Here is an 11,768-nt window from a genome sequence, read left to right as displayed (position 1 = left end):
GAGGACCGTCCCGATGCCGGAGACCGAGACCCGACCCCGCAGGTCGACCGTCCACACCGGACGCGTCCTGCGCACCGAGCGCGTCACCCCGCACATGATCCGCGTCGAACTGGGCGGCGACGGCCTGCACGCCTTCGAGGCCGGCCGCTACACCGACCACTACGTCAAGCTCCTCTTCCCGCCCGCGCACGTCCACTACGTCGACCCCACGGACCTCGCCGCCATCCGCCGCGACCTCCCGCGCGCGCAGTGGCCCCGGATGCGCACGTACACCGTGCGCGACTGGGACCCCGAGGCCGGCCGCCTGACGATCGACTTCGTGGTCCACGGCCCCACCGGGCTCGCCGGCCCCTGGGCCGCCGCCGCCCGCCCCGGCGACACCCTCCACTTCCTCGGCCCCGGCGGCGGCTACGCCCCCTCCCCCGAAGCCGACTGGCACCTCCTGGCCGGCGACGAGAGCGCCCTGCCCGCCATCGCCGCGGCCCTGGCCCACATGCCCGCCGACGCCACGGTCCGCACCTTCGTCGAGGTCGCCGGCCCGGGCGAGGAACAACCCCTGCCCACCACGACCCCCGTCACCTGGCTCCACCGCGGCCCGCGCCCCGTGGGCGACGCCCTGACCGAGGCCGTCACCACCGCCGCCTTCCCCCCGGGCACCCCGCAGGTCTTCCTCCACGGCGAGGCCCACTTCGTCCGCACCCTGCGCCGGCACCTGGCCACCACCCACCCCGAAGCGCCGACCCCCTCCATCTCCGGCTACTGGCGCCGCGGCGCGGACGAGGACACCTGGCAGGCCACGAAGTCCGCCTGGTAGCGCCCCCACCCGGGCGGGCGCACTTCGGTGTCCGCGGAGCATTGGTAGCGTGCACCGGAGTGTCGGTGGGCGAGGGACGGCCGGCGGCGCCGAGAGCCGGGACGCGCCGTCCACCACGCCCCACGGGAAGAAACGCCAGCGGAAATGATCGACACCCCCCTCACGGGCACGACCGTCCTGCCCCTGCGCCGCGCCGCCCACCGGATGGCACCGGGCCGCGGGGGACAACGCCCTTCGGGCACCCGGGCGATGGCGGCGCCACCGACCTCGTTCGCCCTCGGGGGCGCCGAGGGGCAAGCCGCCCTCATCGTCGCGAACGCCCGCGCACAGCGCCCTGCCCCCGCGACCGCGGGCGCGGCCTCGTGAGCGCCCCGCACCGGGACCCCCTGCGCGACCCCGCCTTCCTCGCCGACCCCTACCCCACGTACGACCGACTGCGCGCGGGTTGCCCGGTCCAACGGATCCCCACCGGCTCGGGCGGGCACCACGCGTACCTGATCACCGGTCACCCGGAGGCCCGCGAGGCCTTCACCGACCCCGCGCTGTCGAAGGACACGGCCCGCTTCTTCGCCGACCGGCCCTCCGACCGTGACCTGCATCCGGCGATCTCCCGCAACATGCTGGCGAGCGACCCGCCCGACCACACCCGCCACCGGCGCGTGGCCACCCGGCTGTTCACCACCGGCCGCGTCCGCGCGCTGCGCCCGCGGATCACCCGTATCGTCGACGCCCTCACGGCCGACTGGCGACCCGGTACGGACATCGACCTGGTGGCGGACCTCGCGGTTCCCCTCCCCGTCACCGTCGTCTGCGAACTCCTGGGCGTGCCCGAGGCCGACCGCGCCACCCTCGCCGCCCGGTCCCACGAGCTCTTCGACGCGACCGACACCGCCCTCGTCGACGCCGCCTCCCACCACATCGGAGACCACCTGACCCGGCTGGTCGCCGACTCTCCCGACCTCGCGTTCGTCCGCGACTGCGCCGCCGGCGGCCTCGACCGGGACGAGACCGTCTCCCTGGCGGCCCTGCTCCTGGTGGCCGGCCACGAGACCACGACCCACTTCATCGGCAACGCCGTCCTGGCCCTCCTCCGCCACCCGGAGGCCCTTGCCCGCCTGTCCCGTTCCCCGGACCTGATCCCCGCGGCCCTCGACGAACTCCTGCGCCACGACTCCCCGGTGAGCGTGGCCACCTTCCGCCACAGCACGCGGGACCTGCGGATCGGCGGCGTCGACATCCCGGCGGGCCACCCGGTCCTGATCGCCCCCGGCGCCGCGAACCGCGACCCCGCGACCTTCCCGGACCCCCACCGCCTGGACCTCGACCGCGACGCCTCCGCCCACCTCTCCTTCGGCCACGGCATCCACCGCTGCCCGGGCGCCCCCCTGGCCCGCGCCGAAGCGGAGATCGCCCTGCGCACCCTCCTGACCCGCTTCCCGAACACCCGCCTGACCGTCCCCCCGACCACCCTGCCCCGCCGCCCCACCCGCCTCACCCGAGGCCTGACCACCCTCCCCCTCACCCTGGCCTGAACCCGCCCCCGACCCGCCACCGCGTACCCACAGAACGGCCGCGGCGGCCCGAAGCGTATTCCAGTCATTTTCCGACCGAAACACCCAATTGCCGCTCTTATTGCTGTTTGCACTGTGGCGGTCGCCCCTCCCCCCGGAGACGATGCCCCTCTGTGTCGGCCCCTGATCTTCCACGCGGTCGACACGAGGAGAAACGGGGGTGGGACCTTGTCATACACAAAACGGACCGTTGCGCACCGGGGTGCGGCAGGAGGCCGACGCGACGCGCTGCGGAACCACCGGGAAGGCTCATGATGCACACCGTTGTCTCGGCGGAGCGTATGGTCGCGGGCCCCGGTGGGCGGGTGATCCTCAACGGGGCCGTGCACGTCCGGCAGGGCCTGATCGTGGCCGCCGGCCCGCGCGCGGAGGTCGACGCCCAGGTCGAACCCGCGGTTCCTCGCCTCCACTTCCCCGGTGGCACGTTGCTGCCGGGGCTCATCGACGCCCACGTCCACCTCGCGTTCGACGCCGGGTCGGATCCCGTGGGGACCCTGCGCACCGCCTCCGACGCCGATCTCTACGCGGCAATGGCGACGCGCGCGGAGCGCCTCCTCGCCACAGGGGTGACGACCGTACGGGACCTCGGCGACCGGGGCGGGCTGGCGGTCCGACTGAGGGACGAGATCGCGTCCGGCCGGCTGCCCGGCCCGCGCATCCTGTCCGCCGGAACGCCGCTGACCCCGCCCGGCGGGCACTGCTGGTTCCTCGGCGGAGAGGTCGAAGGCGAAGCCGCGATCCGCGACGCCGTCCGCCGCAACGCGGCGAACGGCGTCGACCTCATCAAGGTGATGGCCACCGGAGGCGGCCTCACCAAGGGCGGACCACCCGTCTGGCAGGCGCAGTTCACCCCGCGCGAGTTGAACATCGTCGTCGAGGAGGCACGCAGGGCCGGGCTGCCGGTGGCCGCCCACGCCCACGGCACGGAGGGCATAGCCGCCGCCGTGGCCGCCGGGGTCGACAGCATCGAGCACTGCACGTGGATGGCGAAGGACGGGTTCGACGTACGCGAGGACCTGGTGGCCGCCATCGCCGGCCAGGGCATCTCCGTCTGCCCCACGGCCAGCCCCGACTGGCGCGGCTTCGCGGAACGCTTCGGCTGGGAACGGGCCGAGGAGATGTTCGGGCGGATCCGGTGGATGGCGGAGAACGGCGTACGGCTCCTGCCCGGGACCGACGCCGGCGTCACCCGCGCCGTCTTCGACGGCTTCGTCTCCAGCCTGGAGTTCTTCGAACACATCGGAATGACACCGACCGAGATCATCGACCTGGCCACGGCGGGAGCGGCCGAAGCCCTGGGCATCGCCCACGACACCGGCCGACTCACCCCCGGCCACCGCGCCGACCTCCTCGTCGTCGACGGCGACCCCCTGACCGACCTGAACGCCCTGCGCAAGCCCCGCCTGACCCTGTCCGAAGGCCGCCCCTCCACCCCCGCGCCCGCACTCCCCGCCCCACCCGAAGCCCGGGACCGCTGAGAGCGTGTCCTATGTGGTGAGGCAGAGGAGACGGTTGTAGCAGCGGATGGCCACGGCGAGACCGAGAAGGGCCAGGTAGCTGCGGGGATGACGCTCGTAGCGGTGGTTGAGCCGGCGGTATCCAGTGAGCCCGGACATGGTCCGCTCGATCACCCACCGACGGCGCCCGAGCCGTTCTGATTTCGCGGACGCTGGCGTTGGGGTCCCGGCACGGGCGAGGGCCGTTCGCACCGGCCACCTCACACAACGCGCCACACTGATCACTCCACCATGAAAGAGTGCGGCCATGGCGATAGAGAGTCTCCGCGAGCTGTGCACAGCCATGGACACTGCAGCGAAAGCAACCTGGCAACGCATCGAGTTCGGGCGATTGCCGGGGCGTCGGTTCGACGAAGCGTCCGTCACAGACAACCTGCTCTTCACCCTCCAGAGTCAGGTTCCTGGGCTTCTGACCTACCAGAGCAACCAGGTGAAGGAGCGGGATTCCGGAGCCGACTGGGAGTGGTGGATCGGAGACGACCAGGCGGGGTGGATTTGCCTTCGCATCCAGGCCAAGCGCGTCTACGAGGACAACACCTACCGGATGCTGAAGCACCCTGGCGCAGGCGAAGACGCCTTCCAGTACGACACCTTGATCAAGGGCTGTGACCCCGATCAGGCCCGCTACGCGTTTCACGTCTTTTACAACGGCTGGCCCGAGGGCACCTTCGAGGAAGGTACGTACTGGGCGCCGCCGGCCCGGTGGAACGCATGCCCGGGGCTCAGTTCGTATAGGGACTGCAGACACGCCGAGCCTCGCCACTACGGCTGCTCCATCATCTCTTCCTTCTCCGTCAAGGAGCTCAGCGACAGCGACATCGCTGGACCCGCCGCGGCCAGGTTCCGCGTCCAGAAGTACCTTTCGGCGGCGGTTCCCTGGTCGTACGCCTTCGGCTTCCCACCCTGGGACCCCAAGCGAGAGGAGGAGCGCTGGCATCCCAGGCTGGACCGCGGTGACTGGGTCGACCGCGTTCACGGCACGCTCGAGGTACTCAGCCGGCGTGGTGGCGCCAGCGGAGCACGGGACGCCTCGGGACACCTCGGGAGCATCCCGATCGATCGAGACCAACGGACCTTCGAGCTTCCGCCGTATATCGAGGCGATGCGTAGCAGCACGCCAGGACGCTTTGAGCCGACCTCGGAGGATGAGGCGCCCGTCGCGCCTCAGACGGTGATCGTTGAGCGGAAGCCGAAGAAGCGGGCACGGAAGCGGAATTAAGGGGCGGCGGCTCACCGCAGAGGAAGCCCCAGCGCCCTGCCTCACGCACATGGTCAGCGCAACCCGACCAGCAAGGCAGAACGCCCGGCACCCCATCAGACGAGCATCACGGGCGTCATTTCAGCGTCAAAATATTGCCGGTAACGCCCACAGTGCACCTATCGCGCACCAGCAAACCCGCAGGTCAGGCGTCCTCGCGGATCGGTTCCAGGATCGCGACACACTCCACGTGGTGCGTCATCGGGAAGAGGTCGAAGACGCGGAGCGTGCGGGGCTTGTAGCCGGCTTCGGCGAAGTAGGCCAGGTCGCGGGCCAGGGCGGCCGGGTCGCAGGCGACGTAGGCGATGCGGCGGGCCGAGAGGCCGGCGATGTGGCGGACCGTCTGCTTGCCGGCGCCGGCGCGGGGCGGGTCGAGGACGACCAGGTCGCATTCGGTGATGCCGGTCTTGGGCAGGATCTGCTCGACCTTGCCCTGCTCGATGCGGACCCGGGGGAAGTCCGCCAGGTTGTGCCGGGCGTCCTCCACGGCGCGCTTCGTCGTCTCGATGCCGAGGACCGCGCCCGTCTCTCCGAGGCGTTCGGCCAGGGCGCCCGCGAAGATGCCGACGCCGCAGTAGAGGTCGAGGGCCATCTCGCCCTTGCGCGGCATCAGGCCCTGCATGACGGCCTTGATCAGGGTGTCGGCCGCCTGGGGGTGGACCTGCCAGAAGCCGCCCATGCCGACGCGGTACGTACGGCCGTCGGCACGCTCGCGCACGAAGGGGCGGCCGTGTACGCGGTGGACGCCGCCGTCCTTCTCCTCGACGCGCAGGACGGATACGGGCTTGTCCAGCTCCACCAGGGGCAGCCGGCCGCCGGGGCGCGGGGTGAGGACGACCTGGCGGTCGTTCGAGCCGGAGGCGGCGATGGCCTCCACGGTGGCCATCTGGGGCCAGTCCTGCTGCTCGATTCCGAGCTCCGAGACGCCGGGGGCGGCGATCATGCAGTGGTCGACGTGCTCGATGTCGTGCGAGCGGTGCTTGCGCAGGCCCGCGCGGCCGTCCTCGTCGATGGCGAACTGGACGCGGGTGCGCCACTGCGGGACCTGGCCCGCGGGGAGCTTGTCGCCCTCGGCCGGGATGACGGTGCCGTCCCAGCCGGCTTCCTCCGGGGTGAGGCCGGCGAGCCGCTTGAGCTGCTCGGCGACGACCTCGCCCTTGAGCCGGCGCTGCGCGCCCGGCTTGGCGTGCTGCCAGTCGCAGCCGCCGCACTTGCCGGGGCCGGCGTACGGGCAGGGGGCCTCGACGCGGTCCTTGGAGGCGTCCAGCACGGTGATCGCGTCGGCGCGCAGGAAGCGGGAGTCGCTCTCGCCCTCGGTGACCCTGGCGACGACCTTCTCGCCGGGCAGGGTGTGGCGGACGAACAGAACGCGGCCGTCCGACGTACGGGCGATGCAGTGGCCGCCGTGCGCGACGGGACCGACCTCGACCTCGTACTCCTCCCCGACCAGTGACTGCTTCTCGTTCTGCTCGGTCATGGTGGGGTGGCTCCAGGGATCAAGGGAGAAAAGGAAAACGGCCGGACGACCGACCCACCAGTTTACGTGGATCTCGTCCGGCCGTTCACCACCGACCTTCGAGCGGGCGCCTACTTCGCCGCCGGGTCCTTCGGTCGCGACCGCGGGGTGTCGACGGGGCCGCGGCGCACGGCGCCCGGGGCGTTCCAGTCCTGGCGCTTCTTGGCCCGCCGCTTGGCGAGCTCCGAGGACTCCAGCTGGTAGGGCACGGAGGTGACCATCACGCCGGGCGTGAACAGCAGGCGGCCCTTCAGGCGCAGCGCGCTCTGGTTGTGGAGCAGGTGCTCGTACCAGCGGCCGACGACGTACTCGGGGATGTAGACGCTGACGGCGTCGCGCGGGTTCTCGCTGCGCAGGCCCTTGACGTACTCCACCACCGGGCGGGTGATCTCGCGGTAGGGCGAGTCGAGGATCTTCAGCGGGACGTTGATCCCGCGCCGGTCCCACTCGGTGCGCAGGGCCTTGGTCTCGACCGGGTCGACGCTGATGCTGAGCGCTTCCAGGGTGTCCGAGCGGGTCAGCTTGGCGAAGGCCAGGGCGCGCAGGGTGGGCTTGTGGACCTTGGAGACCAGGACGATGGAGTGGACCCGGGAGGGGCGCACGCTGTCGTCGCTGGGGCCCTCGGCCGCCGCGATCTCGTCGGCCACCCGGTCGTAGTGCTTGCGGATCGCGGACATGGTGCCGTAGAAGATCAGCATGCCGAGGAGGGCGACCCAGGCGCCGTGCGTGAACTTGGTGGCCAGGACGACGACCAGGACCATGCCGGTGAAGAAGGCGCCGAAGGTGTTGATCGCCCGCGAGCGGTGCATGCGGCGGCGCGCGGCCGGGTCCCGCTCGGTGCGCAGGTGGCGGTTCCAGTGACGGACCATGCCGATCTGGCTGAGGGTGAAGGACACGAACACGCCGACGATGTAGAGCTGGATCAGCTTGGTGGAGTCGGCGTCGTAGATCCACACCAGCAGCATGGCGGCGCCCGCGAGGAGCACGATGCCGTTGGAGAAGGCGAGGCGGTCGCCGCGGGTGTGCAGCTGGCGCGGCAGGTAGCGGTCCTGGGCGAGGATCGAGCCCAGGAGCGGGAAGCCGTTGTAGGCGGTGTTGGCGGCCAGGAAGAGCACGAGCGCGGTGGCGATCGCGAGCACGATGAACAGGAAGCTGCCGTTGCCGAAGACGGCCTCGGCGACCTGGGAGATCACCGGGTGCTGGACGAAGCCGTCGCCGACGGGGACGCCGTTCTCCAGCAGGTTGGTCGAGGGGGCCTCGGCCATCTTGACGTCGGTGGCCATGGCCAGGCCGATGATCCCGCAGAACATCGTCACGGCGAGCCCGCCCATGAGGGCGAGGGTGGTGGCGGCGTTCTTGCTCTTGGGCTTGCGGAAGGCCGGTACGCCGTTGCTGATGGCCTCGACGCCGGTCAGGGCGGCGCAGCCGGAGGAGAAGGCGCGCAGCAGCAGGAAGACGAGGGCGAATCCGGCGAGCCCCTGGTGTTCGGCCTTGATCTCCAGACCGGCGGTGGGGGCCTCCATGGTGTCGCCCATGACCAGACCGCGCCAGGCGCCCCACGCGATCATGATGAAGACGGCGGCGACGAACACGTAGGTCGGGATGGCGAAGAGTTTCCCGGATTCCTTGACCCCGCGCAGATTCATGAGCGTGAGCAGCAGAATCATGACGATCGCCGAGAGCACCTTGTGCTCGATGACGAAATCGACGGCGGAGCCGAGATTCTCGACGCCGGAGGAGATGGACACGGCGACGGTGAGGACGTAGTCGACGAGCAGGGCGCTCGCGACGGTCAGTCCGGCCTTGGGGCCGAGGTTGGTGTTGGCCACCTCGTAGTCGCCGCCACCGCTGGGGTAGGCGTGGACGTTCTGCCGGTATGAGGCGACCACGGTGAACATCAGCACGACGACCGCGAGCGCGATCCAGGGGCTGAAGTGGTACGCCGACACACCCGCGATCGACAGGACCAGCAACACCTCGCCGGGGGCATATGCCACTGAGGAGAGGGGGTCGGATGCGAACACAGGAAGGGCGATCCGCTTGGGGAGCAGGGTTTCCCCGAGGCGGTCGCTGCGTAGCGCCCGGCCGATCAGGATCCGTTTGGGCACGTCGGTCAGTTTGGACACGCAGAGGATCGTAAGCGTTCGAAATCCGACTGACGAACCCCCCGCCCCTTGTCCGGGGCAATGAGCCTCCAATGAGGGCCCGCCGGAGCCCCAAAGGGGCACACTGGTGACCGCCCGTGTGTAGCTTGGGCCATGGTCTGAGACCCTGTTTAGCCAGAGCATGCAATGAGGCTGGAAACCAGCGAGCCGCTGACAGCCGGAAGGACGGCCGTGCACATCGTCATTATGGGCTGCGGAAGAGTGGGTTCCGCCCTCGCCCAGACCCTGGAGCAGCAGGGGCATACGGTCGCCGTGGTCGACCAGGACCCCACCGCATTCCGCCGGCTGGGGGCGGCGTTCGGCGGCCGCCGCGTCACCGGCGTCGGCTTCGACCAGGACACCCTGCGCGAGGCCGGCATCGAGGAGGCGGGAGCCTTCGCAGCCGTCAGCAGTGGTGACAATTCCAACATCATCGCCGCCCGCGTGGCGCGCGAGATGTTCGGTGTCGAGAACGTCGCCGCCCGCATCTACGACCCCAAGCGCGCCGAGGTCTACCAGCGCCTGGGCATCCCCACCGTCGCGACCGTACGGTGGACCGCCGACCAGATGCTGCGCCGGCTGCTGCCTTCCGGGGCCGAGCCCCTGTGGCGCGACCCGAGCGGTGGCGTCCAGCTCGCCGAGGTGCACACCTCCCCCGCCTGGATCGGCCACAAGGTCAGCCGGCTCCAGGAGGAGACGGGCGTGCGCGTGGCGTTCCTCACCCGTCTGGGCGAAGCCATGCTGCCGACGTCGGCGACCGTCCTCCAGGAGGGCGACCTCGTCCACGTGATGATGCGCACGGACGAGATCGACAAGGTCGAGGCGGCCTTCGCCGAGGGCCCCGAGGAGGCACACGCATGAGGGTCGCGATCGCCGGAGCCGGAGCCGTCGGCCGTTCCATCGCGGGCGAGCTGCTGGAGAACGGCCACGAGGTGCTCCTCGTGGACAAGGCGCCCACCGCCATCTCGGTGGAGCGCGTGCCGCAGGCGGAGTGGCTGCTGGCCGACGCCTGCGAGATCACCTCGCTCGACGAGGCGGCGCTCCAGCGCTGCAACGTGGTCATCGCCGCCACCGGTGACGACAAGGTCAACCTCGTCGTCTCCCTGCTCGCCAAGACCGAGTACGGGGTCCCCCGGGTCGTGGCGCGCGTCAACAACCCGAAGAACGAGTGGCTCTTCAACGAGTCCTGGGGCGTCGACGTCGCGGTCTCCACGCCGCGCCTGATGTCGGCCCTCGTCGAGGAGGCCGTCAGCGTCGGCGACCTGGTGCGCCTGCTGCGCTTCAGCCACGGCGACGCCAACCTCGTCGAGCTGACCCTGCCGGCCGACTCCTCGGTCGCGGGGACGCAGATCGGCGAGATCGCCTGGCCCGAGGACACCTCGCTCGTCACGATCATCCGCGGCAACCGGGTCCTGACCCCGCACGGTGAGGAGACCCTGGAGCCGGGCGACGAGCTGCTGTTCGTGGCCGCGCAGGCCCGTGAGGAGCAGCTGGAGGAACTCCTCCAGGCCCGTCACTGAGTCCGGACGGACGACGACGACGACGGATACGGACGGACGACGAAGGGGCGGGGCGGCCGATGAGCCGCCCCGCCCCTTCGTCTTCGCCCGCGGCGAGCGCGTCGGGCCCCGCGCGTCACGCCCGTGCGTCAGGCCCCCGCGTCACGCCCCGCGCGTCAGACCTTGCGGTGCCGGGCCTCGCCCTTGGGCGTTCCCTCGGGCCGCGCCGCCTGAGCCTTCTCCTTCGCCGCCTTCTCGGCGGCCTCCTCGGCCTCGTACTCCGCGATGACGTCGATCGGCGGCGGCGCCTTCGCGAGGAAGACCCAGGTGAAGTACACGGCGATCACCATCGGCGGCAGCTTCAGCGCGATCAGGACCCAGCCGAGCTGCGTCTCGTCGCCCCACCAGTACAGCGGGAAGAGGATCGCGTACTTCGCCAGGAAGACGAGCCCCCACGCGAGGCTGGCCTTGGTGTACGCCTTCTTGCGCCCGGGGTTGCGGGTGCGCCAGGAGAGGTTCTCCTTGAAGACCGGCCCCAGGATCACCCCCAGCAGCGGGAAGCCGACCAGCGCGGAGACGGTGAAGGCCACGCCGAGGCCCACGCCGTAGATCATCCCCGGCAGGTAGAAGCCCTTGGCGTTGCCCGTGAACAGGGCGAAGGCCACGCCCACGCCCACGCCGAACACCCCGCTGAAGGCGTGCTTGACGGTGTCCTTGCGCAGCAGGCGCACGAGCACCAGCAGGACCGCGACCACGCCCGCCGCGATGGCGGACATCTGCACGTTCTTGTTGATCGTGTAGATCATCACGAACAGCAGGCCGGGGAGCATCGTCTCCACCGTGCCGCGGATGCCCCCGAAGGCGTCGAAGAGGGCGGCCTGCGTGACGGCCTTCTGGTCGGCCCCGGGAGCCTGGTCGGCCCGGTCGGGCCCGTCCCCGGCCGCGGCCGCGGACCCGCCGCCGGCCGGCCCGGGCTGCTCGGGTGGTGTGGTCGGTCTGTCGAGTGACGTCACCGGTCAGTGCTCCTGTCCGAGCGGTCGGAGTTCGTACTTCGGGTTGAAGAGGACCCGGCGACCGTGACTCATCGAGATCCGCCCGGAGGCGATCATGCGCCGGCCGGGCTCGATTCCCACGATCGAGCGACGCCCGAGCCACACCACGTCCAGCGCGGCCGAGCCGTCGAACAGCTCGGCCTCCAGCGCGGGCACTCCCGCACGCGGCCGCAGGGTGACCGTACGCAGGGTCCCGGTCACCTTGACTATCTGGCGGTCGTGGCAGTCGCAGATCCGCGTGCACCCCGCGGCTTCTGCGTCCTCCTGCAGCTCCGCCGAATGCAGCTCCTCCTGGGAGGTGGAAAGCCGTTCGATCATCCGGCGGAACCGGCCCGCCGGCCGGGCCGGCTTCGCGGGCTTCTCGGGACGCGGTTCAGCACTCATAACAGGAAGCGTA

Annotated in this window: 11 protein-coding genes and 1 pseudogene; 7 read left to right on the top strand and 5 right to left on the bottom strand. The window is 71.0% G+C overall.

All coding sequences use genetic code 11. The annotated features are described in order from the left end of the window. Positions 1-13 precede the first annotated feature (13 nt). The 4 genes from AB0D01_RS00695 (at position 14) to AB0D01_RS00680 (ending at position 3,863) form a co-directional block, all read left to right on the top strand. Positions 14-814 (top strand): siderophore-interacting protein, encoded by an 801-nt coding sequence (locus AB0D01_RS00695; RefSeq protein WP_363052656.1) that lies wholly within the window; start codon positions 14-16, stop codon positions 812-814. 144 nt (positions 815-958) lie between these two features. After that, positions 959-1,180, top strand: a complete 222-nt coding sequence (locus tag AB0D01_RS00690) for a hypothetical protein (RefSeq protein ID WP_363052654.1) — start codon at positions 959-961, stop codon at positions 1,178-1,180. Further along, positions 1,177-2,346 carry a cytochrome P450 gene (locus AB0D01_RS00685; protein ID WP_363052652.1) on the top strand — a complete coding sequence of 390 codons (1,170 nt, stop codon included), beginning with the start codon at positions 1,177-1,179 and terminating at the stop codon, positions 2,344-2,346. Before AB0D01_RS00690 ends, AB0D01_RS00685 begins: the two co-directional genes overlap by 4 nt. 290 nt (positions 2,347-2,636) lie before the next feature. Further along, positions 2,637-3,863 carry an amidohydrolase family protein gene (locus tag AB0D01_RS00680; RefSeq protein ID WP_363052650.1) on the top strand — a complete coding sequence of 409 codons (1,227 nt, stop codon included), beginning with the start codon at positions 2,637-2,639 and terminating at the stop codon, positions 3,861-3,863. Between the two features lie 9 nt (positions 3,864-3,872). Here the strand turns inward: AB0D01_RS00680 and AB0D01_RS00675 are convergent. After that, a pseudogene (locus tag AB0D01_RS00675) lies at positions 3,873-4,043 on the bottom strand (transposase); the annotation flags it as partial. Positions 4,044-4,149: 106 nt separating this feature from the next. Between AB0D01_RS00675 and AB0D01_RS00670 the strand changes: the two are divergent. Next, on the top strand, positions 4,150-5,121 hold the full coding sequence (locus AB0D01_RS00670; protein ID WP_363052648.1) for a DUF6615 family protein: 972 nt from the start codon (positions 4,150-4,152) through the stop codon (positions 5,119-5,121). Between the two features lie 184 nt (positions 5,122-5,305). Here the strand turns inward: AB0D01_RS00670 and AB0D01_RS00665 are convergent, their stop codons facing one another. Next, positions 5,306-6,637, bottom strand: coding sequence for a TRAM domain-containing protein (locus tag AB0D01_RS00665; RefSeq protein WP_363052646.1), 1,332 nt, complete (start codon positions 6,635-6,637; stop codon positions 5,306-5,308). 110 nt (positions 6,638-6,747) lie between these two features. Further along, on the bottom strand, positions 6,748-8,802 hold the full coding sequence (locus tag AB0D01_RS00660; protein WP_363052645.1) for an APC family permease: 2,055 nt from the start codon (positions 8,800-8,802) through the stop codon (positions 6,748-6,750). A gap of 210 nt (positions 8,803-9,012) precedes the next feature. On the opposite strand from AB0D01_RS00660, the gene AB0D01_RS00655 reads away from it, so the two are divergent. Both AB0D01_RS00655 and AB0D01_RS00650 read left to right on the top strand, forming a co-directional pair. Further along, positions 9,013-9,681: a TrkA family potassium uptake protein gene (locus tag AB0D01_RS00655; protein WP_363052643.1), complete on the top strand. Its 669-nt coding sequence runs from the start codon at positions 9,013-9,015 to the stop codon at positions 9,679-9,681. Then, a complete protein-coding gene (locus AB0D01_RS00650) occupies positions 9,678-10,340 on the top strand; it encodes a TrkA family potassium uptake protein (protein ID WP_363052641.1) in 663 nt (220 codons plus the stop codon). Before AB0D01_RS00655 ends, AB0D01_RS00650 begins: the two co-directional genes overlap by 4 nt. Before the next feature lie 155 nt (positions 10,341-10,495). Here AB0D01_RS00650 and AB0D01_RS00645 read toward each other — a convergent pair whose 3' ends face one another. Next, positions 10,496-11,332 (bottom strand): DUF3159 domain-containing protein, encoded by an 837-nt coding sequence (locus AB0D01_RS00645; RefSeq protein ID WP_363052639.1) that lies wholly within the window; start codon positions 11,330-11,332, stop codon positions 10,496-10,498. Between the two features lie 3 nt (positions 11,333-11,335). Then, a complete protein-coding gene (locus AB0D01_RS00640; RefSeq protein WP_125816976.1) occupies positions 11,336-11,755 on the bottom strand; it encodes an OB-fold nucleic acid binding domain-containing protein in 420 nt (139 codons plus the stop codon). Positions 11,756-11,768 lie beyond the last annotated feature (13 nt).

The organism is Streptomyces sp. NPDC048606, assembly GCF_040650855.1.
Taxonomy (GTDB): domain Bacteria; phylum Actinomycetota; class Actinomycetes; order Streptomycetales; family Streptomycetaceae; genus Streptomyces.
Note: the sequence above shows the minus strand (reverse complement) of the source record. Positions and strands in the feature narration are given on the sequence as shown.